The sequence below is a fragment of the Cellulosimicrobium cellulans genome, assembly GCF_006539945.1.
In the GTDB taxonomy this organism is placed as follows: Bacteria; Actinomycetota; Actinomycetes; order Actinomycetales; family Cellulomonadaceae; genus Cellulosimicrobium; species Cellulosimicrobium cellulans.
On record NZ_BJNZ01000003.1, the window covers coordinates 21,262 to 46,574 of the forward strand.

Below are 25,313 nucleotides of genomic sequence, written 5' to 3' on the forward strand. Positions count from 1 at the left end.
ACGTGCGAGCAGGGGGAGCACATGAGGATCTCGGTGATCGGTTGCGGCTACCTGGGAGCGGTGCACGCGGCGTGCATGGCGACGCTGGGCCACGACGTGGTCGGGGTGGACGTCGACGCGAGGAAGGTCGCCGCGCTGCACGACGGGCGGGCGCCGTTCTACGAGCCGGGGCTCGACGGGCTGCTCGCGGAGGCGATCGCCTCCGGGCGGCTCGCGTTCACGACCGACATCGCCGCGGCGGCCGACGCCGAGGTCCACTTCCTGTGCGTGGGGACGCCCCAGCGCGCCGACTCGTACGCCGCCGACCTGTCGTCCGTCGACGCGGCCTTCCGGTCGCTCGTGCCGCACCTCGCCGCGGACGCGGTCGTGGTGGGCAAGTCGACGGTCCCCGTGGGCACGGCCGCGCGGCTCGCGGACGAGCTCGCCGCCGTCCGTCCCACCTCAACGCTCGTCTGGAACCCCGAGTTCCTGCGCGAGGGGTTCGCCGTCCAGGACACGCTGCGACCCGACCGGCTCGTCTACGGCGTCCCCGACGACGCCGCGGGCGCTCGTGCCGTCGAGGCGCTCGACGCCGTCTACGCCGCGGCGCTCGGAGACGGCACGCCGCGGCTCGTGGTCGACCGGGCGACGGCCGAGCTCGTCAAGGTCGCGGCGAACTCCTTCCTCGCCACGAAGATCTCCTTCATCAACGCGATGGCGGAGCTGTGCGAGGTCGCCGGGGGAGACGTGACGCTCCTCGCCGACGCGATCGGCCTCGACGAGCGGATCGGGCGGCGCTTTCTCAACGCCGGCCTCGGGTTCGGCGGCGGCTGCCTGCCGAAGGACATCCGCGCGTTCATGGCGCGGGCCGAGGAGCTGCACGCCGACCCCGCGGTGAGCTTCCTGCGCGAGGTCGACTCGATCAACCTGCGCCGACGCGAGCGCATGGTCGACCTCACGGTCGGCGTGCTCGACGGACGCCCGCTGGCCGGCGCGCGCGTCGCCGTCCTGGGCGCGGCGTTCAAGCCGGACAGCGACGACGTCCGCGACTCTCCGGCGCTCGACGTCGCGGAGCGGCTGCACCGTCGGAGCGCGCGCGTCGTGGTGACCGACCCGCGCGCGCTGGCCAACGCGCGCGCCAAGGCCCCCTCGTTGGGCTTCGCCGAGACCGTCGAGGAGGCGGTGGACGGCGTGGACGCCGTGCTGGTCCTCACGGAGTGGCAGGAGTACCGGGAGCTGGACCCGGGCAAGCTGTACGGCCTCGTGGCGGCCCCCCGCGTCGTCGACGGCCGCAACGCGCTCGACGCGACCCTGTGGCGCGAGGCGGGGTGGACGTACCGCGCGCTCGGCCGGCGGTGAACGGCGTCCCGGCGGCGCGCGTCGGCTCCGGGACCCGCGCCGGTGCGCGCAGGTTCGCGGTGCTGGTGACGACGCTCGTGAGCCTGTCCCTCGGGGCCTGCGCGCCGGGCGACGACGGTGGGCGCGGGGCTCCGAGAGCCGCCGACCCCTCGGCGGCGCAGCCCTGGGAGCCGACGGAGTACGCCTCCCGGCTGCTGGCGGAGACGCAGGAGGAACGCGTCGAGGCGGGGGTGCCCCGGTTGCAGGAGAACGGCTGCGCGGCCGAGGAGGCGCTGTCCCGTGCCACGGCGCTCGTCGGCGTCCCGCTCGAGCACGCACCCCTCGACGAGGTCGTGACCGCCTGCGCTCCTCCGCGGGGCACCGCGGCGGAGAACCTCAGCCGGTCCTCCGCCGAGCCGGCCGCGGTCGTCGACGCGTGGATGGGGTCCCACGGGCACCGGGCGAACCTCCTGGACCCGACGCTGACATCCGTCGGCGTCGCGTGCGTCGAGGACGCCACCGAGGGCGCCGGCGGCCTCGTCTGCGCACAGGTGTTCCTCGGCTGACCGCGACCCGACCCCCGCTCCGCACGCCCTTGACCCCTCGGCCGCCGCGTCCTAGCGTCCTTTTCAACGGGTGATGAATCTGTCCGCACGGTGAGGCGCGGGCAGGACCGGGAGGCATCGTGCGCGCGATGGTCGTCAAGGAGTTCCGCGAGCTGCGCCGCGACCGGCGCACCGTCGCGATGCTCGTCGGGATGCCGCTGCTGCTGCTCGTGGTGTTCGGGTTCGCGGCGAACTTCACGGTCGAGACGCTGTCCGTCACGGCCGTCGGGCCGGGCGCCGAGCGCGCGGTGGACGCGATCGAGGCGAACCCTGCCGCTGCGGACGCGCTCGACGTCGTGAGCGTGGACCCCGCAGGCACGGACTCCGACGCCCGCGCCGCGCTGCGCGACGACCGCAGCGACGTCGCGGTCGTCGCGCCGGCCCCGGGCGACGGCCGGCCGACGGTCTACATCGACGGTTCCAACCTGTTCGCCGCGCAGTCGGCGAAGGTGCTCGTCGCCTCCCTCGGGGACGCGGTGGACTCGGAGATCCTCTTCAACCCCGACCTCGACACCTCGTGGGTGATGGTGCCGGCGCTGATCGGCCTCATCCTCACGTTCATCGGGACGATCATCACGTCGATCGGGCTCGTCAAGGAGCGCGAGGCAGGGACGTTCGAGCAGCTCGCGGTGATGCCGCTCGGCCCCGCCGCCGTGATCCTCGGGAAGATCACGCCCTACTTCCTGCTGGCGTGCCTGGACATGGTCGCCGTGACGCTGCTCGGCATGTGGATCTTCGACGTGCCGTTCGCGGGCCCCGTCGGACCGTTCGTCGTGGGCGCGGCCCTGTTCCTCTTCGTCGTCCTCGGCATCGGCGCGCTCATCTCGACCGTGTCGCAGACCACCGGGCAGGCGGTGCAGGTCGCGCTCATGACGATGCTCCCGCAGGTCCTCCTCTCGGGCATGATCTTCCCGCTCGACGCCATGGCGGCCGGGGTGCGCTGGATCGGGTACCTCCTGCCCCTCACGTGGTTCACCGAGGTCTCCCAGGGCGTCATGGTCCGTGGGGCGTCGTGGTCCGCGCTGTGGCTGCCGCTCGTCGTGCTCGCGGTGATGGCCGTGGTCGTGTTCGGCCTGGCCGTCCTGCGCCTCTCGCGCGAGCTCTCGCCCGCGCGGGAGCACCGCCGACGCCGCTCGGCCGCGCCTGCGACCGCGACGCCCGCGGCGCGCGGAGCGGTCCGATGACCTGGGGCGCGCGCGGTCTCGACGTCATCTTCCGCACCGGGCACGGGCACGTGGTGCACGCCCTCGCCGGCGTGGACCTCGACCTCCCGCGCGGGCAGGTCACCTCGGCCGTGGGGGGCGACGGGGCGGGCAAGACCACGCTCGTGCGCGCGCTGCTCGGGCAGGCACCGGTCGCCGCCGGCGCCGTGGACGTCCCGCCCCGCGACCGCGTCGGCTACCAGCCGTCCTCCAGCGGCGTCTGGCCGGCGCTGACCGTCGCGGAGAACGTCGAGCTCGTCGGCGACGCGTACCGCGTGCCGACCGCGCGCCGGGAACGGCGCGCGGACGAGCTGCTCGAGCGGGCGGGGCTCGCCGAGGCGCGCGGCCGGCTCGGGTCGCAGCTCTCCGGGGGGATGCGCCAGAAGCTCGGCGTGTGCCTCGCGATGCTGCACGAGCCCGACGTCCTGCTCCTCGACGAGCCGAGCACCGGGGTGGACCCCGTGAGCCGCGTCGAGCTGTGGCGGCTCGTCGCGGAGTCGGCGGCGTCCGGCACGGCGGTCCTCGTCACGACGACGTACCTCGACGAGGCCGAGCGGGCCGCCGACGTCGTCGTGCTCGACGCGGGCACGGTGCTCGCCGCGGGGACGCCCGACGAGGTGCGCGTCGCCGCGCCCGGGCGGATCACGGTCGCGTCCGTCCCCCCGGCGGGCCGCGACGGGCGGACGTGGCGCCGCGGCCCGATGTTCCACACCTGGTGGCCCGACGGCGCGCCCGCCCCGTCGGGGGGCACCGTGCACGCCGACCTGGAGGACGCCGTCGTGGCCCTCACGCTCGGTCGCGGCACGCCCGGCACCGCCGACGCCGACGACGGGGCGAGCCCGGCGAGACCCCGCACGGACCAGCCGGCGGGAGCCGCGGCCGCGCCGGACGCGTCCCTCGTGCGGGTCGAGGGTGCCCGGCGGCGGTTCGGGGACGTCGTGGCCGTCGACGACGTCTCCCTCGTCGTGCGCCCCGGCGAGGTGGTGGGCCTGCTCGGCGCGAACGGCGCGGGCAAGACGACGCTCCTGCGCATGGTCCTCGGCCTCGACCGGCTCGACGGAGGCCGGGTCGAGGTCCTCGGCGCACCGCCGGACCGTGCGGGCCGCCGGTCGGTCGGCTACGTCCCGCAGAGCCTCGGGCTCTCCGGCGACCTGAGCGTCGAGGAGAACGTCCGGTTCGTGGCGGCGGTGTACGGGGTGCGGGACGTCCCCGCGCTCCCGCCGGCGCTCGCGGCCGTCCGCCGTCGGCCCGTCGCGGAGATCGGGCTGGGGCGTCGGCGCCAGCTCGCGTTCCACTGCGCCCTGCTGCACGCGCCGCGTCTTCTCGTCCTCGACGAGCCGACGTCCGGCGTCGACCCGCTCGCGCGGGCCCGCGCCTGGGACGCGATCCACGAGCAGGCCGACGCGGGCGTCGGCGTCCTCGTGACGACGCACCACCTCCAGGAGGCCGAGCAGTGCGACCGCCTGCACGTCCTGTCGCGCGGGCGCGTCGTGGCCGAGGGCACGGTCGCCGACGTCGTGGGCGGCCGCGAGGCGGTCGTCGTGCGGTCCCGGGACTGGCAGGCGACGTTCGCGGCGCTCGACGCCGCGGGCCTGCCCGTGATGCTCGACGGCCGCGCGACGCGCGTGGCGGGGACGCCCCCCGCGGCGGTCCGGGACGCGCTCGCCGCGACGGGCGTCGCCGCGACGTGCGACGTCGTGCCCGCGACGCTCGAGGAGACCATGGTGCTCGTGGACCGCGCGTCCGCGACCCCGGCGGGTGCGGCGTGAGCGGGCGGCGAGGGCGACGCCCGGGTCGCTCGGACACGCGCGCCGACATCCTGTCGGCCGCGCGGGACGCGTTCGCGGAGCACGGCTACGACCGCGCGACCGTCCGCGCCATCGCCACGCGGGCGGGCGTCGACGCCGCGATGGTCCACCACTGGTTCGGCACGAAGGAGAGGCTCTTCCAGGCCGCGGTCGACGTGCCCTTCGACCCGCGCGAGCTCCTCCTCGACGGCGCGCCCGACGGCGAGGCACGCCTGGGCGAGCACGTCGTCCGCACGCTCCTGCGTGCCTGGGACTCGCCGCGCGGGCGGGTCGCGCTCGCGCTCCTGCGCTCGGCGACGAGCTCCGAGCGGGCGGCGCGCATGCTGCGCGAGCTCGTGCTGGCGTGGGTCGTGCGACCCACGGTGGCGCGGAGCGAGCCGGACCCGCACCGGGCCGCGTGGCGGAGCGCGCTCATGGCGAGCCAGCTCGCCGGGCTGGTCGTCGCGCGGTACGTGCTCCGGGTCGAGCCGCTCGCGGGGGCTCCGGCGGAGACGGTGGTCGGGGCGGTCGGTCCGACGATCCAGGGCTACCTCACCGGTCCGCTCCCGGGAGCCGTGACCGAGGACTCGCGCACCGGCGGAAACGTTGAGAATTCAACTGCGAGGTATGTTGCGCCATAGGTCGTCTGTCTGTAGGTTGAGCCCCGCCGGCCGAGGCTCGGCGCGGGGCCAAGCGCGCAGGGGGAGCTTGGCGTCGAGCCACGGCGGCCCGTCTCAGACGCCCGCGAGGACGCGGGTCGTCCCCTCCCGGTTCGTCCGGTCGCGCAGCGCGCGCCCCAGCCGACGCAGCGCGTCGTCGTCCGCGAGGAGGGCGGACCAGTCGTCAGGATCGAGGCTCGGCGCGTCGCCCCGGGTCTTGCGGATCGCTGCGACCTGGAGCTGGTAGGCGAGGATCACCTCGCGCGGGCTCCCCGGGACGGCGATCCGCACGTGGTCCACGTCGTCGCGGCGCGAGTGGAGGGCGAGCGTGGTGAGGCCGTCGAAGATCTCGATGGTCCGGTGGTACTCGTCCACGGCGGCGCTCGACCCGCGCAGACCGCCGTCGCCCACGACCGCCCGGAGGAACGTGTGGAGGTGGCCGAGGTCGCGGCGGCGCTCGCGCGCGAAGGCGGCGGACGACGCGAGCTGGCCCACGATGCCGACGGTGAGCAGGACGGTCGCCGCGAGCACGAGGTACCGCGTGCGCAGGCCCAGGACGAGGTACGGCTCCGTGCTGCCCGGCTCGTGCTGCACCATCGCCACGAAGCTCACGACGGCCCAGGCCACGGCGACGACGGCGCCCGCCCCCGCCACGTCCATGCCCCAGCGCAGGCGCAGCGGTCGCTGCGAGCGCGTGCGCAGGCACGAGACGGCGAAGGTCGCGGTCGCCGTCACGAACGTCCCGTAGTAGAGCGCCCAGTAGCCCCACATGAGAGGGCGGTCGTGGACCTGCGCGTCGAGGTCGTGGGTCGTCCAGGGGCCGCTCGTCGCGGCGAGCACCACCATGGCGGCCCCGACGCCCGTGGCCGCGAGCGCCACGTGCCGGGTGCGCGGTGCCCGGCCGGTGGTGGCGCTGTACGCCCACACCCCGACGAAGAGGCAGCCGGTGACGAGCGCGACGTGCTTGGCGACCTCGTGCGTGCCGGCGGGTGCGTGCTCCTTGAGCAGGTCGGCGACCGCGGGGACCCGCAGCGCGCAGGCGACCGCGACGAAGCCCAGGCCGATCGGGAGGGCCGCGTCGGCGCGCGTGCGAGCACGCAGGCCGGTCCAGGCCGCGGCGGTGGCGAAGAGCGCCACGGCGAGGAGCTCGAGCGCGTGGCTCACCGGTACAGCTCCAGGGACGTGAGACGGCGCGCCGAGCTCCCGTGCGAGGCGATCGAGATCATGAGCTCGCTCGCGAGGCGCTCGACGCGCAGCTCGTCCGGGTCCGCGTACCCGTCCCGGCACGCTCCGACGCGCGGCGCACCCGCCGTCGCCGCCGCGTCGAGCACGTGGACGAGCTCGTGCGCGACGACGTGGTCGCGGTGCTGGCCGGCGAGGGTCTGGCGGGCGTCGACGAGCACGAGGTCGCGCTCGGGGAAGGCGAGCCAGAGCCCGGTCACGCCCGGGCCGAGGTCTCCCTCGACGACCTCGAGGGGCCGGCCGCGCACCGCCGCGACCAGGCGGCACGCCTCCTCGATGCTGCGGGCGCGGTCCAGGCCCGCGGTGCGCAGCAGGTCATCCACGGTCGCCGTCCGGGACGTGCGGGGTCACGGGCGGGAGGTGCTCCAGGCGGCGCACGCGGTCGACGATCTCGATGATCGCCCGGACGTTCTCGGGCGACAGGCCCTGGGCGCGCAGCGCGAACTGCTCGACGCCCTCGTCGGCGAGCGCGGCCCGGAGCCGGTCGTCGGGGTCCTCCTCGGGGTCGACGAGGCTGCCCGTGCTGACGTGGAAGAACGCGGCGATGCCCTCGACGACGCGCAGGCTGGGCGAGGAGCGGTGCCCGCCGCGCAGCGCGCTGAGGTAGGCCTCGTTGATCGAGTACCCGCGTTCCGTCATCCACTGGGCGGCCTCGCGGTTCGTCACGGGCCGCCCGCCGCGCCCGCGTGCGAAGAGCTCGTTGAGCCGGCGGCGGAAGACCCGCGCCGTCCGCTCGCCGGGTGCCACGTCGTCGTCCATGGCGACGATTGTGACAGGCTGCGGCCCGGGCCGGCACGGGAGCACCACGTCGCGTCGCGCGGCGCCGCGGGCGCGGGTAGCGTTCCGGACGGGCGCGGGAACGGCCCGGCGCCCGGCGCGGGACGCGCGCAGACCATCCTCGAGGGAGCCCGACATGAGCGAGCAGACACCGAAGGACGAGGGGGGCCTCGGCGACCTTCTCGGCAAGGCCAAGGAGTTCCTCACCGACGACCGCATCGACGACGTCGCGGAGAAGATCAAGTCCGTCGCACCGGACTCGGTCGACCAGCACGTCGACACCCTGGCCGAGAAGGCCAAGGAGGCCAACGACTGAGCTGCGGGTCGGTACGATCGAGGGGCGCCGTCCACGACGGCGCCCTTCGTGCTGTCGGGCAGGGCCCGCCGGCCGCAGGACCTCGACCGGGCGCGCGCCGCGCGCCTCCCGCCAGCAGATCGGAGCACGGACGTGTCTGACGTCGTCTCGTCACCCCTCACCATCACCCTCGACGCCGAGGAGACCACGGTGACGACGGGCACGACGGGCACGGACCTGTTCGCCGCCCGTCGCGACGTCGTCGTGATCCGGGTCAACGGCGTCCTCAGGGACCTCGACACCCCGGTCGCCGACGGCGACGTGGTCGAGGGCGTGACCATCGACTCGCCCGACGGCCTCGCGGTGCTGCGGCACTCGGCCGCGCACGTGCTCGCCCAGGCCGTCCAGCAGGTCAACCCCGACGCGAAGCTCGGCATCGGCCCGCCCATCACGGACGGCTTCTACTACGACTTCGACGTCGAGACGCCGTTCACCCCCGAGGACCTCAAGGCCCTCGACAAGGCGATGTCCCGGATCATCCGGGAGGGCCAGACCTTCCGTCGCCGGGTCGTGACGGAGGACGAGGCGCGCGCCGAGCTCGCCCACGAGCCGTACAAGCTCGAGCTCATCGGGCTCAAGGGCGGCGCGGCCGACGACACCGAGGGTGCGAGCGTCGAGGTCGGCGGCGGCGAGCTGACGATCTACGACAACGTGCGCGGCGCCGGGCGGGAGAGCGAGACGGTGGTCTGGAAGGACCTGTGCCGTGGCCCGCACCTGCCGAGCACGCGCCTGATCGGCAACGGCTACCAGCTCATGCGCTCGGCGGCCGCCTACTGGCGCGGCAGCGAGAAGAACCCCCAGCTCCAGCGCATCTACGGCACGGCGTGGCCGACGAAGGACGAGCTCAAGGCGTACCTCGACCGTCTCGCGGAGGCCGAGCGCCGCGACCACCGCCGCCTCGGCAACGAGCTCGACCTCTTCTCCTTCCCGGAGGAGATCGGCTCGGGCCTGCCGGTCTTCCACCCCAACGGCGCGACGATCCGCATGGAGATGGAGGAGTACTCGCGCAAGCGGCACGTGGAGGCGGGCTACTCGTTCGTCAGCACGCCGCACATCACCAAGGCGAACCTCTTCCAGACGTCGCGCCACCTCGACTGGTACGCGGACGGCATGTACCCGCCCATGCACCTGGACGAGGAGCTCGACGACGAGGGCAACGTCAAGCGCGCCGGCCAGGACTACTACCTCAAGCCGATGAACTGCCCGATGCACAACCTGGTGTTCAACTCCCGGGGCCGCTCGTACCGGGAGCTGCCACTGCGGCTGTTCGAGTTCGGCACGGTGTACCGGTACGAGAAGTCGGGCGTCGTGCACGGCCTGACCCGCGCGCGCGGTTTCACGCAGGACGACGCGCACATCTACTGCACGCGCGAGCAGATGAAGGACGAGCTGTCCACGACGCTCACGTTCGTCCTCGACCTCCTGCGCGACTACGGCCTCGAGGACTTCTACCTCGAGCTGTCGACACGCGACCCGGAGAAGTCGGTCGGGGACGACGCCACGTGGGAGGAGGCGACCGAGATCCTGCGCCAGGTCGCGACGGAGTCGGGCCTCGAGCTCGTCGCCGACCCGGGCGGTGCGGCGTTCTACGGCCCGAAGATCTCGGTCCAGGCGAAGGACGCGATCGGCCGCACGTGGCAGCTCTCGACGATCCAGCTCGACTTCTTCGAGCCGGAGCTGTTCGAGCTCGAGTACACGGCGTCCGACGGCACGCGTCAGCGCCCGGTGATGATCCACCGCGCGCTGTTCGGCTCGATCGAGCGGTTCTTCGGGATCCTCGTCGAGCACTACGCGGGCGCGTTCCCGGCGTGGCTCGCGCCCGTCCAGGTCGTCGCGGTCCCGGTCGCGGAGCCGTTCAACGACTACGTGGCCGACGTCGTCGAGCAGCTCAAGGCCCAGGGGATCCGCGCCGAGGTCGACTACTCCGACGACCGGTTCGGCAAGAAGATCCGCAACGCGAGCACGCGCAAGGTGCCGTTCGTCCTCATCGCGGGCGGCGAGGACGCGGAGGCCGGCGCCGTGTCGTTCCGGTACCGCGACGGCCGCCAGGACAACGGCGTGCCGGTCGCCGAGGCGGTCGAGCGCATCGTCACCGCCGTCCGCGACCGCGTCCAGGTCTGACGACGCGTGAGCGACGAGCGCACGGGGTCGCCCGGCGCGGCCGACGCGGCCGCGCCGGGCGGCGACCCCGACCACAGGCCGGCCGTCGAGCTCCCGGACGCCCATCCGCGGTTCGACGACGGCCTCGACCGGCTCTGGACGCCGCACCGGATGGTGTACATCGGCGGCCAGGACAAGCCCGCCGACGACTCGCGCGGTCAGTGCCCGTTCTGCCGCATCCCGGACCGGTCGGACGAGGACGGGCTGATCGTCGCGCGCGGCGAGACCGCGTACGTCGTGCTCAACCTCTACCCGTACAACCCGGGCCATCTCATGGTCGTGCCCTTCCGCCACGTGTCCGACTACACGGACCTCACGGAGGCGGAGACGGTCGAGGTCGCGCACCTCACGCAGACCGCGATGCGCGTCGTGCGCGCCGTGTCGGCGCCCGACGGGTTCAACCTCGGCATGAACCAGGGCGCGGTCGCCGGGGCCGGCATCGCCGCCCACCTGCACCAGCACGTCGTGCCGCGCTGGTCGGGCGACGCGAACTTCCTGCCGATCGTCGCGCAGACCAAGGCCGTGCCCGAGCTGCTCGCGGACACGCGGGCGCGGCTCGCCGCGGCGTGGCCGTCCGCCCGACCCGACGTCCCCGCGGAGGGAACCGCCTGATGTTCGGCCGTCTGCGCGCGCTCACCACGCGCCTGTTCACCCCGCTCGCCGCGCTGCTGCTCCGCCTCGGCGTGAGCCCGGACGCGGTGACGGTCGCCGGTACCCTCGGCGTCGTCGTCGGCGCCCTGTGGCTCTTCCCGACGGGCCACCTGTTCGCCGGGGTCATGGTCGTCATGGTCTGCGCCTTCGCCGACGTGCTCGACGGCGTCATGGCGCGCCGCGCGGGCCGGTCGGGGCCCTGGGGCGCGTTCCTCGACTCGACGCTCGACCGGCTCGCCGACGCCGCCGTGTTCGTGGGGCTCACGCTGTGGTTCGTGCGGGCCGACGACCCGCGACTGACGCCCGACCTCGCCGCCTGGGGGACCGGCGTCGCGCTCGCGTGCCTCGCGCTCGGCGCGGTCGTGCCGTACGCGCGCGCCCGTGCGGAGAGCGTCGGCATGACCGCGCAGGTCGGGATCGCCGAGCGCGCGGACCGGCTCGTCGCCGCGCTCGTCGCCGCCGGGATCGTGGGGCTGGGGGTGCCGCCCGTCGTGCTCGTCGTCGTCCTGGGGCTGCTCGCCCTCGCGAGCGCGGTCACGGTCGTGCAGCGCGTGGCCACCGTGCGCCGCCAGGCGCTCGCCCTCGTGACCACGCGCACCGAGGAGAAGGAGGACGGTCGCTGATGGCCCTCGACGCCGGCAAGGCGTTCACGTTCGCCTGGCGCAACGCGCGCAAGGTCCCCGAACCGGTCCTGCGCGGGCTGTTCAGCGCGATCGCGGACATGACCTGGCTCCTGCACGGCGGGGGAGTGCGCCAGCTCGAGCGCAACCTCGCCCGGGTGCGCCCGGAGCTCTCGCCGCGCGCGCTGCGCCGGCTCTCGCGCGCGGGCATGCGCTCGTACATGCGGTACTACCGCGAGGCGTTCACCCTGCCCGCCTGGACGCCGGAGCGGGTCCGGGCCCGGGTGCGGGTCGAGGGGCTCGACAACCTCGCGACGCACCTCTCCGGCGACCGGAGCCCGGTGCTCGCGCTGTCGCACCAGGGCAACTGGGACCTGGCGGGCGCGTACGCGACCCCGAACATCGCGCCCGTGCTCACCGTCGCGGAGCGGCTGAAGCCCGACGAGCTGTTCGAGGAGTTCCTCGCGTTCCGGAACTCGATCGGGCTGGAGATCCTCGCGCTCGGCGACGGCGACGTCTTCCGCGAACTCGTCCGTGGTGCGAGCCGGCCGGGCAGGATCATCCCGCTGCTCGCCGACCGGGACCTCACCCATCGGGGCGTGGAGGTCGACCTGTTCGGCCACCGCGCGCGCGTCGCGGCGGGGCCGGCCGCGCTCGCCGTGAGCACCGGGACGCCGCTTGTCCCGGCCGGGATCCACTACGAGCGGCTCCGGGGCGCGCGACGCCGGGCGGCGGGCTCGCCGTGGGGCCTCGTCATCCGCTTCTTCCCCTGTGTGGAGATCGCGCAGGACGTCCCGCGCTCCGAGCAGGTCGCGCGGGCGACCCAGGGCTGGGTGGACGCGCTGAGCGTCGCGATCCGCGAGCACCCCGAGGACTGGCACATGCTCCAGAAGGTGTTCGTCGACGACCTCGACCCCGCGCGCTACGCCCGGACCCGGGCCGCCGCGGGCGAGCCGGACGCGGAGCGTGCCGCATGAGCCTGCGCGTGGGCATCGTGTGCCCCTACTCCTTCGACGCCCCGGGCGGGGTCCAGTTCCACGTGCGCGACCTCGCCGAGGCGCTCATGGCCCAGGGGCACGAGGTCTCCGTGCTCGCCCCCGCCGACGACGACACGCCCGTGCCGGACTACCTGACACCCGCCGGTGGCGCGGTCCCCGTCCGGTACAACGGCTCGGTCGCGCGCGTGACGTTCGGTCCGCGCACCGCAGGCCGGGTCCGGCGCTGGCTCGAGGCGGGCCGGTTCGACGTGCTCCACATCCACGAGCCCGTGAACCCGTCGCTGAGCATGGTCGCGCTGTGGATCGCCCAGGGCCCGATCGTCGGGACGTTCCACACGTCGATCGTGCGCTCGCGCGCGCTCCAGGTCGCGTACCCGCTCGTCCGGCAGAGCCTGGAGAAGATCGACGCCCGCATCGCCGTGTCGGAGGACGCGCGACGCACGCTCGTCGACCACCTCGGCGGGGACGCCGTCGTCATCCCCAACGGGGTGTACGTCGACACGTTCGAGTCCGCGCCCGCGAACCCCGTGTGGCAGGGCACGCCCGACGCGCCGACCATCGGCTTCCTCGGCCGCCTGGACGAGCCGCGCAAGGGCCTCCCCGTGCTCGCCGCGGCGATCCCGGCCATCCTCGCGCAGGTCCCCGGCGCACGGTTCCTCGTCGCGGGCCGCGGCGACGACGGCCGCGAGGCCGCGATCGAGGCGCTGGGGGAGCACGCCGCGTCGGTCGAGTTCCTCGGCGGCGTGAGCGACGAGGACAAGGCGAGCATGCTCGCGTCCGTCGACCTCTACATCGCGCCCCAGACCGGGGGCGAGAGCTTCGGCATCGTGCTCGTCGAGGCGATGAGCGCCGGCGCGTGCGTGGTCGCGAGCGACCTCGGCGCGTTCCGGCGCGTGCTCGACGACGGCGCGGCCGGGGCGCTGTTCCCGGTGGGCGACCCGGACGCGCTCGCCGCCGCCGTGCTGGACGTGCTCGCCGACCCGCCGCGACGCGACGCCTACCGTGCCCGGGCCAGCGAGTTCGTCCGGCGCTTCGACTGGTCCGCCGTGACCGCCCAGGTGCTCGCCGTCTACGAGACCGTGCTCGCGGCGTCCGAGGCGGTCATCCCGGTCCACGAGGACCCGCGCTCGCGCCGGGGCGGTCGCCTCCTGGGCCGGGCGCGTGACGACGAGGGAGGCCGCCCGTGACCTGGTCCGAGATCACCGTCCTCGTCCTCGTGGTCGCGGCGCTGGTGGCGTGGCTCCTGTGGGTCGCCGCGTCGCGGCTCGACCGGCTGCACCGCAAGGTGATGGCCTCGCGCCTGGCGCTCGACGCGCAGCTCGTGCGCCGCGCGTCGGCCGCCGTCGACCTGGCTGCGTCCGGCGAGCTCGACCCGGCCAGCTCGATCCTCGTCGCCGAGGCGGCGCACGCCGTCCTCGACGACGACGACGACACGAGCCGTCTCGCCGACCAGGTGCCGGGCCTGGCGCCCGAGGGGCCGCGTCCCCGGCGGCTCCTGGGCGGCATGGCCGAGTCGCGCGCCCTCGCCGAGAGCGACCTCACGGCCACGCTCCGCTCGGCCCTCGAGGACGCCGACGACGTGGCCGAGCTGCGGTCCGGGTCTGCCGGAGACGAGCTCCTCGGCTCGCTCTCCGCCGCCTGGTACCGCGCGCAGCTCGCGCGCCGGTTCCACAACGAGGCCGTCGCCCAGGCGCAGCGCGTGCGACGCAAGTGGTGGGTGCGGCTGTTCCACCTCGCCGGGCACGCCCCGATGCCCGCGACGGTCGAGCTCGACGACGCCGCGCCCGACGTCCTCGTCCGCCCCGCGGCGTCGGCGGGCACGGCGGGCTGACGCTCCGCGGGCCGCCGGCGGCGCTCTGCGCGCGGGCTCGGGGCAGGCTCGGGGCCGGGGTCGGGTGGACGCCTCGGCGATAGGATGGGAGCGCGTGGGAGCATGTGCCGTCGAGCCTGTTCGACGGCGTCCCGTGCGCGTGCGCGCGACGTTCCCCTGACCTGAAGGTGTGAGGTACCGGTGACCAACGTGGCCGACCAGAACGTCCCTGCCGAGAGCGCCCCGGGCGCCGCGACCGCGGAGGGTGCCGGCGCCGTCGGCACCGCCAGGGTCAAGCGCGGGATGGCGGAGATGCTCAAGGGCGGCGTCATCATGGACGTCGTCACGCCCGAGCAGGCGAAGATCGCCGAGGACGCCGGCGCCGTCGCGGTCATGGCCCTCGAGCGCGTGCCCGCGGACATCCGCGCCCAGGGCGGCGTCTCGCGCATGTCCGACCCCGACATGATCGACGGGATCATCGAGGCCGTCTCGATCCCCGTGATGGCGAAGGCCCGCATCGGCCACTTCGTCGAGGCGCAGGTGCTCCAGTCGCTCGGCGTGGACTACGTCGACGAGTCCGAGGTGCTCACGCCGGCCGACTACGCCCACCACATCGACAAGTGGCAGTTCACCGTCCCGTTCGTGTGCGGGGCGACGAACCTCGGCGAGGCGCTGCGCCGCATCACCGAGGGCGCGGCGATGATCCGTTCGAAGGGCGAGGCCGGTACGGGCGACGTCTCCAACGCGACGACGCACATGCGCACCATCCGCGCCGAGATCCGCCGCCTCACCTCGCTCCCGGAGGACGAGCTGTACGTCGCGGCCAAGGAGCTCCAGGCGCCGTACGAGCTCGTCAAGGAGGTCGCGGCGACGGGCAAGCTGCCCGTCGTCATGTTCACCGCGGGCGGCATCGCGACGCCGGCCGACGCCGCGATGATGATGCAGCTCGGCGCCGAGGGCGTGTTCGTCGGCTCGGGCATCTTCAAGTCAGGCAACCCGGAGCAGCGCGCCGCCGCGATCGTCAAGGCGACGACGTTCTACGACGACCCGGACGTGATCGCGAAGGTCTCGCGCGGCCTGGGCGAGGCGATGGTCGGCCTGAACGTCGACGAGCCGGCGCGGTCGATCCAGTTCGCCGAGCGCGGCTGGTGACGGAGCGCTCCACGGGCCGTCCGTCCGTCGTCGTGCCGGCGACGGACGGCTGACGCGCGAGCATGGCCGAGGCTGCCGGAGCGCCGTCGTCCCTGGGGCCCGACTGGGTGCTCGGGGACGACGGGCTCTACTTCCGCCGGGGCGCGCGCGTCCTCCTGCTGGACGACGCGGACCGCATCCTCCTGGCCCGCGGGCACGACGTGGACCAGCCGGAGCGCTCGTGGTGGTTCACCATCGGCGGAGGCGTCGACGCGGGCGAGTCCGACCGTGACGCGGCGCGGCGCGAGGTGCGCGAGGAGACGGGGATCCTGCTCGACCCGGGCGCGCTCGTCGGGCCGGTCTACACGCGGAGCGCGATCTTCGACTTCTACCGTCAGCACTGCCGCCAGGACGAGGTGCTCTTCCTCGCGCGCGTCGACGACGCCTCGGGCGGTGGTGGGGACGCGGGGACGCTGAGCCGGGAGGGGTGGACCGACGTCGAGCTCGACGTCGTCGACGAGATGCGGTGGTGGTCGCTCGACGACCTGCGCGGCGTCGAGATCGAGGTCTTCCCCGAGGGGCTGGCCGACCTCGTCGCGCCGCTGCTGGGCGGGTGGGACGGCGTGACGCACCACCTGGGGATCGCGCGCGAGGACTGAGCCCTGCGCAGCGTGCCCTCCGTGGAAGGACGCGCGGTCGTCACGGCCGGCGGGCGACGACGCGCCACACGATGCCGCCGACGAGGAGCCCGAGCCCCAGCAGCACCCCGCCGACCGCGACGAACCACAGCAGGACCGTGCCGCCGACGGTCGCGAAGAACTCGCCGAACCTCCACCCCTCGGTGACGACGAACGTCGACCCGGGCGAGGCGCCCCCCTGCGCGACGGACACCGTGCAGGTCTGGGTCGACGGCGACGTCACCTCGGCGACGGTCGTCGCCTCGTGCGAGCCGAAGCCGGAGCTCCCCGAGACGGAGGGGTGGCGCACCTCGAGGTCGCCCTCCGGGCACGAGACGGTGACGTCGTCGGTGTCGAAGCCCTCGGCGCCGATCGGCACGACCGCCCACACGCTGTACGGCTGGTCGCCCGACAGCGCGACCTCCGCCTCGCCGGGGACGTCGCCGGAGGCGAGGGCGGCCGAGCCCGGGGCGCCGGTGCCGTCGACCACGCCCGTGGGCAGCGCCCGCACGAAGGTCGTGACACCGAGGACGCCCGCGACGAGCGCGACCACGAGCAGGACCGCGCCGATCACGATCAGGACCGTCGCGCCGCGCGTGCTCCGCGGCGGACGGGGCGGGAGGCCGGGGTACGGGTTCGAGGGGTCGGGGTACCCGGACGGTGGCGGCGTGGGGTACGGCGGTGTGGGTCCGGGGCCGGGCGGAGTGGTCACGACGGCGAGGCTAGCAACCGCACCGCGACAGGGCAGGGTGCCGGCGACGTATCATTCCCGTTCGTGACGATCACGATCGGAGTCCTGGCCCTTCAGGGCGACGTGCGAGAGCACCGCGCCGCGCTCGAGGCTGCGGGTGCCCGCACGGTCGGCGTACGGCGTCCCGAGGAGCTCGCCGCGGTCGACGGGTTGGTGCTCCCCGGGGGCGAGTCGACGACCATCGACAAGCTCCTGCGCATCTTCGAGCTCGACGAGCCGCTGCGCGCCCGCATCGCCGAGGGCCTGCCGGTCTACGGCTCGTGCGCGGGCATGATCCTGCTCGCCGATCGCATCCTCGGCGGCACCGCGGACCAGCGGACCCTCGGCGGGCTCGACGTGACGGTCCGGCGCAATGCGTTCGGCCGGCAGGTCGACTCGTTCGAGACGGACCTCGCGTTCACCGGCCTGGCCCCGCAGGACGGCAGTCGCACGGGGGCCGAGGGGGCGGGCGACGTGCACGCGGTGTTCATCCGCGCGCCGTGGGTCGAGGAGGTCGGACCGGGGGTCGAGGTGCTCGCGCGCATCCCCGACCACGAGGCGCCCGGCATCCCCGCGGCCGCCGCCGGTAGGATCGTCGCAGTCCAGCAGGGATCGCTGCTCGCCACCTCGTTCCACCCGGAGATCTCCGGGGACGCGCGCGTGCACGAGCTGTTCGTCAGAATCGCGAAGGGGTAGGAACGCATGTCAGGGCATTCCAAGTGGGCCACGACCAAGCACAAGAAGGCGGCCATCGACGCCAAGCGCGGCAAGCTCTTCGCGAAGCTCATCAAGAACATCGAGGTCGCGGCGCGCACGGGCGGCGGCGACCCCGCGGGCAACCCGACGCTGTTCGACGCCATCCAGAAGGCGAAGAAGTCGTCGGTCCCCAACGACAACATCGACCGGGCCGTCAAGCGCGGCTCCGGCACGGGTGCCGACGCCGTCGACTACCAGACGATCATGTACGAGGGCTACGGCCCCAACGGCATCGCCGTCCTGGTCGAGTGCCTCACCGACAACAAGAACCGGGCGGCCTCCGAGGTCCGCCTCGCGTTCAGCCGCAACGGCGGCAACCTCGCCGACCCCGGCTCGGTGTCGTACCTCTTCTCGCGCAAGGGCCTCGTCGTCGTGCCGAAGGCGGACGGCGTGACCGAGGACGACGTCATGCTCGCCGCGCTCGAGGCGGGCGCCGAGGAGGTCACCGACTCCGGCGAGGTCATCGAGGTGCTCTGCGAGGCGAGCGACCTCGTCGCCGTGCGCACCGCGATCCAGGAGGCGGGCCTCGAGTACGACTCCGCCGACTCGATCTGGCACCCCTCGATGGAGGTCGAGGTCGACGCCGACGGGGCGCGCAAGATCCTGCGCCTCATCGACGCGCTCGAGGACAGCGACGACGTGCAGAACGTCTACGCGAACTTCGACGCGTCGGACGAGGTCATGGCGGAGCTCGAGAACGACGACTGATCCCGTCGGTTCGGTCGCCGAGGCCGACGGCGTGGTCGCCTTGGGTGGCGGGGCGGGTGAGGTGCGCGCGGTCTACCATCCGCGGCGCTCGTTCCTCGCGCCGCTCCCGCCAGGCCCGCCACGACCGCGCGCACCTCACCCGCCCCGCCGGTGTCGCCTCGCCTCGGTCGGCGGCCCGCGAGGCGGACGGTTTCCGTCGTCGGGTCGTGGGAGGGTACAGGCGTGCGCGTTCTCGGTGTGGATCCTGGGCTGACCCGGTGCGGTGTCGGGGTGGTGGACTCCGCGCGGGGGCGGCGGGCCGAGCTCGTGGCCGTCGGCGTGATCCGGACGGACCCGGACCTCAGCGTGGACCTGCGGCTCCTGCGGATCGCGGAGCGGCTCGACGCGTGGTTCGACGAGCACGTGCCGGACGTCGTCGCGGTCGAGCGCGTCTTCGCGCAGCACAACGTCGGGACCGTGATGGGCACGGCCCAGGCCGCGGGTCTCGCGATGGTCGGCGCGGCGAAGCGGGGTGTCCCCGTGGCGCTGCACACGCCGTCCGAGGTCAAGGCCGCGGTCACCGGGAGCGGGCGCGCGGGCAAGGAGCAGGTCCAGCGCATGGTCGCCGGCATCCTGGGGCTCGCGGAGCCGCCGAAGCCTGCCGACGCCGCCGACGCGCTCGCGCTCGCCATCTGCCACCTGTGGCGGCCCTCGGGTGCGCTCCAGGGCGGCGAGCGGCACGAGCTGACCCCGGCGCAGCGCGCCTGGGCCGCGGCGGAGCACGCGGCGAAGGGCCGGCGGGCACCGCGCTGACGGCTCCCGTGTCGGTCGGCCGGGGCGTGGGCGCACCTTGCTAGAGTGACCGCGGTCGTACGGGTGTTCGACGCACTCCTCGGCGCCGCGTCGAGCTCGTCGGGCCGGCGGACCATCGGACCAGGTCGGCGCTGCCGACCGGGAGAGGAGCCTGCGTGATCGCGTCGCTGAGCGGAGTCGTGGCGAGCGTCCAGCTCGACCGCACCGTGCTCGAGGTCGGGGGCGTGGGCTACCTCGTGCACGCCACGCCGGCCACGCTCGCCGGCCTGCGGGTCGGCGAGGACGCCCGGCTCGCGACGAGCCTCGTCGTCCGCGAGGACTCCTTCACCCTCTACGGGTTCGCCGACGACGACGAGCGGAGCGTCTTCGAGACCGTCCAGACCGTCAGCGGCGTCGGGCCGCGGCTCGCGCTCGCGATGCTCGCCGTGCACACGCCCGACGCCCTGCGCCGTGCCGTGGCCGGCGCCGACATCGCGGCCCTCGTGCGCGTCCCCGGCATCGGGAACAAGGGCGCGCAGCGGATCGCGCTCGAGCTGGGCGACAAGCTCGGGCCGCCCACCGGTGCCGACGCCCCCGAGGGCGGCGCGACCGCCGTCGGGACCGGGCCGCGTCAGGTCGACGACCGACGCGACCAGGTGGTCGAGGCGCTCGTGGGCCTCGGCTGGAACCTCAAGGCCGCGGACGACGCCGTCTCCACCGTGCTCGCCGAGGCGGGGGTCGACGTCGTCGAGGCGCCCGACGTGGCCGGCGCGCTGCGCGCCGCGCTGCGCGTCCTCGGCGGACCGAGGGGCTGACCATGGCGAACTTCGACCAGGTGGGCGTGGACGGGTTCGGCGGGGACGGGACGTTCTCGTCCGAGCGGATCGTCGCGGCGGGGGCCGACGACCTCGAGCGCGCCGCCGAGGCAGCACTGCGTCCGCGCCGGCTCGAGGAGTTCGTCGGGCAGGCGGTTGTGCGCGACCAGCTCTCGCTCGTGCTCCAGGCCGCGCTCGCCCGCGGGAGCTCGCCGGACCACGTGCTCCTGTCCGGGCCGCCCGGGCTCGGCAAGACGACGCTCGCCATGATCATCGCCGCCGAGCTCGGGACGTCGCTGCGCGTGACGTCCGGCCCGGCGATCCAGCACGCGGGCGACCTGGCGGCCGTGCTCTCCTCGCTCGAGGAGGGCGAGGTCCTCTTCATCGACGAGATCCACCGCCTCGCGCGGCCGGCGGAGGAGCTCCTCTACATGGCGATGGAGGACTTCCGGGTCGACGTCGTCGTGGGCAAGGGTGCGGGCGCGAGCGCGATCCCGCTCTCGTTGCCCCCGTTCACGGCGGTCGGCGCCACGACGCGCGCGGGGCTGCTGCCCGCGCCGCTGCGCGACCGCTTCGGCTTCACCGGGCACCTCGACTTCTACTCGAGCGACGAGCTCGAGCGCGTGCTCTCCCGGTCCGCGGGGCTGCTCGGCGTGGCGCTCGACCCGGACGCCGCGCGCGAGATCGCCGGCCGCTCGCGCGGCACGCCCCGCATCGCCAACCGCCTGCTGCGGCGCGTGCGCGACTGGGCGCAGGTCCGCGGCGACGGGAGCATGGACCTCGCGGCCGCGCGGGCGGCGCTCGAGGTCTACGAGGTGGACCCCATCGGCCTCGACCGCCTCGACCGGGCGGTCCTCACGGCGCTGTGCACGCGGTTCAACGGCGGGCCGGTCGGGCTGACGACGCTCGCCGTGACGGTCGGCGAGGAGGCCGAGACGGTCGAGACGGTCGCCGAGCCGTACCTGGTGCGCGAGGGGCTGATCGGGCGGACACCCCGGGGGCGCGTCGCGACGCCGGCCGCGTGGGCGCACCTCGGGCTCACCCCGCCGCGCGAGGGCGGCACCCTGTTCGACGCCTGACGGCCGGTCCGTCGCGGGCCTCGTCGAGGGCCTCGTGGCGGGCCCCGTGACGGCGGTCACAGGCGCGGCGAACGTGGTCCTAGAATGGTCAGGACCCGAGCGGGCGGAACTCCGCGGCGAGACGGCTCGTTGGTGAACCGTGCGCGCACGCCTAGACTGCGCGCAGATCCCGCACAGAACAGGACACGAGACTCCGTCATGGATATCAGCTTCATCCTCATCCTCGCCCTCGCGGCGGGTGCGATGTTCCTCATGACCAGCCGCACCCGCAAGCAGCAGCGCGAGGCCCAGAACTTCCGGGCGACCCTCGCCCCCGGGCAGGAGGTGATGACGGGCTCGGGCATGTTCGGCACGATCGTCGACGTCGACGAGGAGGCCGACGTCATCACGATCGAGTCCACGCCGGGCAACCAGTCCCGGTGGCTGCGGGCGGCCATCGCGAAGCTCGTCGACCCGCCGGTCGAGGAGCCGGAGGGCGACGAGTCGTCGGAGCCCGCGGCCGTCTACGGCAGCGCGGACGCCGACCCCAGCACGTCGAAGGGGGACGTCGACGACCTCGTCGTCCCCGACGACCTGTCCGGTCTGACCGACGACGGGTCGGAGAAGGACCGCGGGCGCCGGGACGACGGCACCGACACCAAGTGACCCTATGCCGGTCGCTGCCGCGACCGGTCTGACGCGGTGGGCCGCGAGGCCCACCGCACACGCACGAGAAGAGACGGACAGTTGGCCACCAGCAGCACACGAGCGAGGCCCGTACGGACCCTCGTCACCCTGGGAATCCTCATCGTCGTCCTCTTCGGGTCCCTCTTCGCGGGCACGAAGCTCGACCCGAAGACCGAGGACAACCCGGGCGGGGCGAGCCTCACCCCGGGCCTCGCGCTCGATCTCGAGGGTGGCACGCAGATCATCCTGCAGCCCGTCACCACCGACGGCTCGCAGCCGACGGCCGAGGACATCAACCAGGCGATCAACGTCATCCGCCAGCGCATCGACGCGCAGGGCGTGTCCGAGGCGGAGATCACGAGCCAGGGACAGAACAACATCGTCGTCGGGATCCCAGGGCAGCCGTCCCAGGAGACGATCGACCTCGTCAGCACCTCCGCACAGATGCGGTTCCGGCCGGTGCTCGCGGTGGGAATGCCGACCGCGACCCCGGCCGACGAGGCGACCGACGCGGCCGCGGGCGACGACGCAGCGGCCGAGGACGCGCCCGACGCGACCGAGTCCGCCGACGCCACCGAGAGCGCGGACGCGACCTCCGAGGAGTCGGGTGACCCTGCCGCCGACGAGGCGACGGACGCTCCGGCGGACGACGCCACGACCGACCCGGCCGAGGAGGCGACCCGTCCGGAGAACCCGAGCGACCTCGCGCAGATCACGCCGGAGCTGCAGGAGCAGTTCGACGCGCTCGACTGCACGCTCCCGGAGAACCTGGTCGGCGGCGACAGCGGCCCGACGGACTCCGCGTTCGTCGCGTGCGCCGACGACGGCTCGGCCAAGTACATCCTCGGCCCGGTCGAGATCGAGGGTACGGACATCTCGAACGCCAACTCCGGCCTCCGCGTCGGCCAGAACGGCGTCGTCACGAACGAGTGGGTCGTCAACATCGAGTTCGACGGCGAGGGCACGCAGGCGTTCCGCGAGGTCACGACCCGCCTCACGTCGCTCCCCTCTCCGCAGAACCAGTTCGCGATGGTGCTCGACGGCCTCGTCATCTCGGCGCCGGTGTCCCAGGTCGCCATCCCGGACGGCAAGGCCGAGATCTCCGGCAGCTTCACGCGCGACAGCGCGGCGACGCTCGCGAACCAGCTCAACTTCGGTTCGCTGCCCCTGACGTTCGAGGTCCAGAGCCAGGAGCAGATCTCCGCGACGCTCGGCTCCGAGCAGCTCGAGAAGGGGCTCCTTGCCGGCGCGATCGGCATGCTGCTCGTCGTCATCTACTCGCTCTTCCAGTACCGGACGCTGGGGCTCGTGACCGTCGCGTCGCTCGGCATCGCCGCCGTCATCACGTTCGGCGTCATCTCGGTCCTGTCGTGGACGATCGGGTACCGGCTGTCGCTCGCCGGCGTCGCGGGGCTCATCGTCGCGATCGGTATCACCGCGGACTCGTTCATCGTGTACTTCGAACGCATCCGCGACGAGCTGCGCGACGGCCGGACGCTGAACTCGGCGGTCGAGAAGGGCTGGGAGCGTGCGCGCCGCACGATCCTCGCCTCGGACGCCGTGAACTTCGTCGCCGCGATCGTCCTGTACTACCTGGCGGTCGGTGGCGTGCGAGGCTTCGCCTTCACGCTCGGTCTGACCACGCTCGTCGACCTCGTCGTGGTGTTCCTCTTCACGCACCCGTTGATGCAGCTGCTCGCCAGGACGAAGTTCTTCGGGAGCGGGCACCCGGCCTCGGGCCTCGACCCCCGGCGCCTCGGCGTGCGGACGGCGCGCTACGCGGGCCGCGGTCGCGTCGTCGGCGCAACCTCGGCAGGCGCTACGGACGGCGGCGACGCCGTGGCAGATGCCCCGGTCCAGGACGCCCCGGCGCCCGAGCGTGCGGCGCCCGTCCGGGAGACGGTCGGCGCCGGCGTGGGCCGGAGCGACGGGCCGCGCATGACCATCGCGGAGCGCCGCGCCGCCGAGCGGCGGGCCGCCGCGTCGATGGACGGCGACGACGGGTCCCCGACCGCTGACGCGGCGGGCGACGAGAACGAGGAGAAGCACTGATGGCCAGCGGTTTCGCCCAGTGGGGCAACGACCTGTACACGGGTCGCCGGTCCTACGCCATCGTCGCGAAGCGACGTGGCTACTTCCTGGTGGCGATCGTCCTCGTCGTCCTGTCCCTCGGGGTCATCGGCATCCGCATGGCGGGTGACGGGCTCAACCTCGGGATCGAGTTCCGTGGTGGGTCCGAGTTCACGGTCTCCGGCGTGTCGGACACGTCGCAGCAGCCGGCGCTCGACGCCGTCGCAGCGGTCGCGCCCGAGGAGGTGCCGCGCGTCACATCGGTGGGCTCGAGCACGGTCCGGGTCCAGACCGCCCAGCTCAGCAACGAGCAGGTCGAGCAGGTCGCCACCGAGCTCGCTGACGCCTACGGCGTGGCGACGGGCGAGGTGACGAGCTCCTACATCGGCCCGACCTGGGGCAAGGACGTCTCGCAGAAGGCCGTCGTCGGTCTCGTCGTCTTCCTGCTCCTCGTCAGCCTGGTCATGACGATCTACTTCCGGAACTGGCGCATGGCGCTCGCCGCGGTCATCGCGCTGTTCCACGACCTGGTCGTCACGGTCGGCATCTACGCACTCATCGGGTGGGAGATCACCCCGGCGACGGTGATCGGGCTCCTCACGATCCTCGCGTACTCGATCTACGACACGGTCGTGGTGTTCGACAAGGTGCGCGAGAACACCGCGGGCGTCCTCGACCAGACGCGCAGCACGTACGCCGAGCGGGCGAACCTCGCGATCAACCAGACGCTCGTGCGCTCGATCAACACCTCGATCGTCGCGCTGCTCCCGGTCGCGGGCATCCTCTTCATCGGTGCGTTCCTCCTCGGTGCCGGCACGCTGCGCGACATCGCGCTCGCGCTGTTCGTCGGCATGGCCGTGGGCGCGTACTCGTCGGTCTACCTCGCGACCCCCCTCGAGGTCGCCCTGCGCGAGCGCGAGAAGCCGATCCGGGACCACACGGCGAAGGTGCTCGCGCTGCGTGCCGAGCGTGTCGAGTCGGCGGGCGACGACGAGGACGCCGCGCTCGCGGCAGCGGGTGTGGGGTCGGGTCACCGCCAGCTCCAGCCGGGCGAGCACCTCGGCAACAAGGCGCAGCCGCGCCGCCGTCGTCCCCGATGACGGACCAGCACCACACGACCGGCGAGGTGGACGGCCTGCGGGCCGTCGGCCTCGCCGGTCTCGGCGCGCAGCGAGCGTCCCGCGTGCTCGAGCTCGTCCGCGCCGTGCACGACTACCCCGGGCCCGGCATCACCTTCCGCGACATCACCGGGCTCCTCGCCGACGGCGAGGCCTTCGGTCACGTCGTCGATGCGCTCGGGGACGTGGCGCGCGCGGCGGGCGGCGTCGACCTCGTCGCGGGCATGGAGGCGCGGGGCTTCGTGATCGGCGCCCCGCTGGCGACGCAGCTGGGCGTCGGCTTCGTACCGCTGCGCAAGGCGGGCAAGCTGCCGCCGCCCACCGACGCCGTGACGTACGACCTCGAGTACGGCACCGCGACGATCGAGCTGCGCGCGGGAACACTGCCGACCGGTGCGCGTGTTCTCGTGGTGGACGACGTGCTCGCGACCGGGGGCACGGCGGCCGCAGGCGCCGAGCTCGTCGAGCGTGGGGGAGGCGTCGTCGTCGGCCTCGCGTTCCTCATGGAGCTCGAGGGCCTGGGCGGCCGCGAGCGGCTCGCGGGCCGCGACGTGACCACACTGGTCCACGTCGAGTCGTAGGATTGCCACTCCGGTCGTCTCGGCTGGT

At 74.0% G+C, this 25,313-nt stretch carries 27 protein-coding genes; 23 read left to right on the forward strand and 4 right to left on the reverse strand.

The features are described 5' to 3' along the window. Window positions 1-21: 21 nt before the first annotated feature. From CCE02nite_RS02940 to CCE02nite_RS02960, 5 genes are all read left to right on the forward strand, one after another. Complete coding sequence (locus CCE02nite_RS02940) at window positions 22-1,338, forward strand: UDP-glucose dehydrogenase family protein (protein ID WP_141388049.1); 1,317 nt, start codon at window positions 22-24, stop codon at window positions 1,336-1,338. Then, window positions 1,335-1,883, forward strand: coding sequence for a CAP domain-containing protein (locus CCE02nite_RS02945; protein WP_170227197.1), 549 nt, complete (start codon window positions 1,335-1,337; stop codon window positions 1,881-1,883). The genes CCE02nite_RS02940 and CCE02nite_RS02945 overlap by 4 nt, the downstream gene beginning before the upstream one ends. A 128-nt stretch (window positions 1,884-2,011) precedes the next feature. Further along, complete coding sequence (locus CCE02nite_RS02950; protein ID WP_141388053.1) at window positions 2,012-3,106, forward strand: ABC transporter permease; 1,095 nt, start codon at window positions 2,012-2,014, stop codon at window positions 3,104-3,106. Then, window positions 3,103-4,893 carry an ATP-binding cassette domain-containing protein gene (locus CCE02nite_RS20875; RefSeq protein ID WP_141388055.1) on the forward strand — a complete coding sequence of 597 codons (1,791 nt, stop codon included), beginning with the start codon at window positions 3,103-3,105 and terminating at the stop codon, window positions 4,891-4,893. Before CCE02nite_RS02950 ends, CCE02nite_RS20875 begins: the two co-directional genes overlap by 4 nt. Beyond that, a complete protein-coding gene (locus CCE02nite_RS02960) occupies window positions 4,890-5,552 on the forward strand; it encodes a TetR/AcrR family transcriptional regulator (RefSeq protein ID WP_141388057.1) in 663 nt (220 codons plus the stop codon). Before CCE02nite_RS20875 ends, CCE02nite_RS02960 begins: the two co-directional genes overlap by 4 nt. 93 nt (window positions 5,553-5,645) lie before the next feature. On the opposite strand, the gene CCE02nite_RS02965 is transcribed toward CCE02nite_RS02960, so the two are convergent. Genes CCE02nite_RS02965 through CCE02nite_RS02975 form a run of 3 tightly spaced genes read right to left on the reverse strand, consistent with a single transcriptional unit; the run spans window position 5,646 to window position 7,571 of the window. Then, window positions 5,646-6,734, reverse strand: a complete 1,089-nt coding sequence (locus tag CCE02nite_RS02965) for a hypothetical protein (protein ID WP_141388059.1) — start codon at window positions 6,732-6,734, stop codon at window positions 5,646-5,648. Continuing rightward, on the reverse strand, window positions 6,731-7,135 hold the full coding sequence (locus tag CCE02nite_RS02970; RefSeq protein ID WP_141388061.1) for a hypothetical protein: 405 nt from the start codon (window positions 7,133-7,135) through the stop codon (window positions 6,731-6,733). The genes CCE02nite_RS02965 and CCE02nite_RS02970 overlap by 4 nt, the downstream gene beginning before the upstream one ends. Further along, the gene (locus CCE02nite_RS02975) at window positions 7,128-7,571 is read right to left on the reverse strand and encodes an XRE family transcriptional regulator (RefSeq protein ID WP_141388063.1); all 444 of its coding nucleotides are present in this window, start codon (window positions 7,569-7,571) and stop codon (window positions 7,128-7,130) included. Before CCE02nite_RS02975 ends, CCE02nite_RS02970 begins: the two co-directional genes overlap by 8 nt. A 154-nt stretch (window positions 7,572-7,725) precedes the next feature. Between CCE02nite_RS02975 and CCE02nite_RS02980 the strand changes: the two genes are divergently transcribed. The 9 genes from CCE02nite_RS02980 (at window position 7,726) to CCE02nite_RS03020 (ending at window position 15,973) form a co-directional block, all read left to right on the forward strand. Further along, window positions 7,726-7,905 carry a hypothetical protein gene (locus CCE02nite_RS02980; RefSeq protein WP_141388065.1) on the forward strand — a complete coding sequence of 60 codons (180 nt, stop codon included), beginning with the start codon at window positions 7,726-7,728 and terminating at the stop codon, window positions 7,903-7,905. A 132-nt stretch (window positions 7,906-8,037) separates the two neighbouring features. Further along, window positions 8,038-10,065 carry a threonine--tRNA ligase gene (gene thrS, locus CCE02nite_RS02985; RefSeq protein WP_174774878.1) on the forward strand — a complete coding sequence of 676 codons (2,028 nt, stop codon included), beginning with the start codon at window positions 8,038-8,040 and terminating at the stop codon, window positions 10,063-10,065. 6 nt (window positions 10,066-10,071) lie between these two features. Further along, complete coding sequence (locus tag CCE02nite_RS02990) at window positions 10,072-10,716, forward strand: HIT family protein (RefSeq protein ID WP_170227198.1); 645 nt, start codon at window positions 10,072-10,074, stop codon at window positions 10,714-10,716. Continuing rightward, window positions 10,716-11,378, forward strand: coding sequence for a phosphatidylinositol phosphate synthase (pgsA, locus tag CCE02nite_RS02995; protein WP_141388067.1), 663 nt, complete (start codon window positions 10,716-10,718; stop codon window positions 11,376-11,378). The genes CCE02nite_RS02990 and pgsA overlap by 1 nt, the downstream gene beginning before the upstream one ends. After that, window positions 11,378-12,352 (forward strand): phosphatidylinositol mannoside acyltransferase, encoded by a 975-nt coding sequence (locus CCE02nite_RS03000; RefSeq protein WP_141388069.1) that lies wholly within the window; start codon window positions 11,378-11,380, stop codon window positions 12,350-12,352. The genes pgsA and CCE02nite_RS03000 overlap by 1 nt, the downstream gene beginning before the upstream one ends. A gap of 2 nt (window positions 12,353-12,354) precedes the next feature. Beyond that, window positions 12,355-13,560: a glycosyltransferase family 4 protein gene (locus tag CCE02nite_RS03005; RefSeq protein WP_170227209.1), complete on the forward strand. Its 1,206-nt coding sequence runs from the start codon at window positions 12,355-12,357 to the stop codon at window positions 13,558-13,560. Continuing rightward, window positions 13,557-14,204: a hypothetical protein gene (locus tag CCE02nite_RS03010; RefSeq protein ID WP_141388074.1), complete on the forward strand. Its 648-nt coding sequence runs from the start codon at window positions 13,557-13,559 to the stop codon at window positions 14,202-14,204. Before CCE02nite_RS03005 ends, CCE02nite_RS03010 begins: the two co-directional genes overlap by 4 nt. Before the next feature lie 189 nt (window positions 14,205-14,393). Beyond that, window positions 14,394-15,335 (forward strand): pyridoxal 5'-phosphate synthase lyase subunit PdxS, encoded by a 942-nt coding sequence (gene pdxS, locus CCE02nite_RS03015; RefSeq protein WP_141388389.1) that lies wholly within the window; start codon window positions 14,394-14,396, stop codon window positions 15,333-15,335. A gap of 62 nt (window positions 15,336-15,397) precedes the next feature. Then, window positions 15,398-15,973 (forward strand): NUDIX hydrolase, encoded by a 576-nt coding sequence (locus tag CCE02nite_RS03020; protein WP_141388076.1) that lies wholly within the window; start codon window positions 15,398-15,400, stop codon window positions 15,971-15,973. A gap of 40 nt (window positions 15,974-16,013) precedes the next feature. Here the strand turns inward: CCE02nite_RS03020 and CCE02nite_RS03025 are convergent, their stop codons facing one another. Further along, the gene (locus CCE02nite_RS03025; protein WP_141388078.1) at window positions 16,014-16,703 is read right to left on the reverse strand and encodes a hypothetical protein; all 690 of its coding nucleotides are present in this window, start codon (window positions 16,701-16,703) and stop codon (window positions 16,014-16,016) included. A 63-nt stretch (window positions 16,704-16,766) separates the two neighbouring features. Here CCE02nite_RS03025 and pdxT point away from each other — a divergent pair, with 63 nt between their 5' ends. The 9 genes from pdxT to CCE02nite_RS03070 all read left to right on the forward strand — a co-directional run bounded on the left by pdxT (window position 16,767) and on the right by CCE02nite_RS03070 (window position 25,285). Next, on the forward strand, window positions 16,767-17,417 hold the full coding sequence (pdxT, locus tag CCE02nite_RS03030) for a pyridoxal 5'-phosphate synthase glutaminase subunit PdxT (protein WP_141388081.1): 651 nt from the start codon (window positions 16,767-16,769) through the stop codon (window positions 17,415-17,417). A 6-nt stretch (window positions 17,418-17,423) separates the two neighbouring features. Next, complete coding sequence (locus CCE02nite_RS03035; RefSeq protein ID WP_141388083.1) at window positions 17,424-18,185, forward strand: YebC/PmpR family DNA-binding transcriptional regulator; 762 nt, start codon at window positions 17,424-17,426, stop codon at window positions 18,183-18,185. A gap of 222 nt (window positions 18,186-18,407) precedes the next feature. Continuing rightward, on the forward strand, window positions 18,408-18,977 hold the full coding sequence (gene ruvC / locus CCE02nite_RS03040) for a crossover junction endodeoxyribonuclease RuvC (protein WP_141388085.1): 570 nt from the start codon (window positions 18,408-18,410) through the stop codon (window positions 18,975-18,977). A gap of 155 nt (window positions 18,978-19,132) precedes the next feature. Further along, the gene (gene ruvA / locus CCE02nite_RS03045; protein WP_141388087.1) at window positions 19,133-19,771 is read left to right on the forward strand and encodes a Holliday junction branch migration protein RuvA; all 639 of its coding nucleotides are present in this window, start codon (window positions 19,133-19,135) and stop codon (window positions 19,769-19,771) included. Between the two features lie 2 nt (window positions 19,772-19,773). Continuing rightward, on the forward strand, window positions 19,774-20,850 hold the full coding sequence (gene ruvB / locus CCE02nite_RS03050) for a Holliday junction branch migration DNA helicase RuvB (protein ID WP_064316064.1): 1,077 nt from the start codon (window positions 19,774-19,776) through the stop codon (window positions 20,848-20,850). Window positions 20,851-21,048: 198 nt separating this feature from the next. Then, window positions 21,049-21,495, forward strand: a complete 447-nt coding sequence (gene yajC / locus CCE02nite_RS03055) for a preprotein translocase subunit YajC (RefSeq protein WP_141388089.1) — start codon at window positions 21,049-21,051, stop codon at window positions 21,493-21,495. A gap of 81 nt (window positions 21,496-21,576) precedes the next feature. Next, on the forward strand, window positions 21,577-23,568 hold the full coding sequence (gene secD, locus CCE02nite_RS03060; protein WP_141388091.1) for a protein translocase subunit SecD: 1,992 nt from the start codon (window positions 21,577-21,579) through the stop codon (window positions 23,566-23,568). Beyond that, the gene (secF, locus tag CCE02nite_RS03065) at window positions 23,568-24,686 is read left to right on the forward strand and encodes a protein translocase subunit SecF (protein ID WP_141388093.1); all 1,119 of its coding nucleotides are present in this window, start codon (window positions 23,568-23,570) and stop codon (window positions 24,684-24,686) included. The genes secD and secF overlap by 1 nt, the downstream gene beginning before the upstream one ends. Continuing rightward, on the forward strand, window positions 24,683-25,285 hold the full coding sequence (locus CCE02nite_RS03070; protein ID WP_141388095.1) for an adenine phosphoribosyltransferase: 603 nt from the start codon (window positions 24,683-24,685) through the stop codon (window positions 25,283-25,285). Before secF ends, CCE02nite_RS03070 begins: the two co-directional genes overlap by 4 nt. Window positions 25,286-25,313 lie beyond the last annotated feature (28 nt).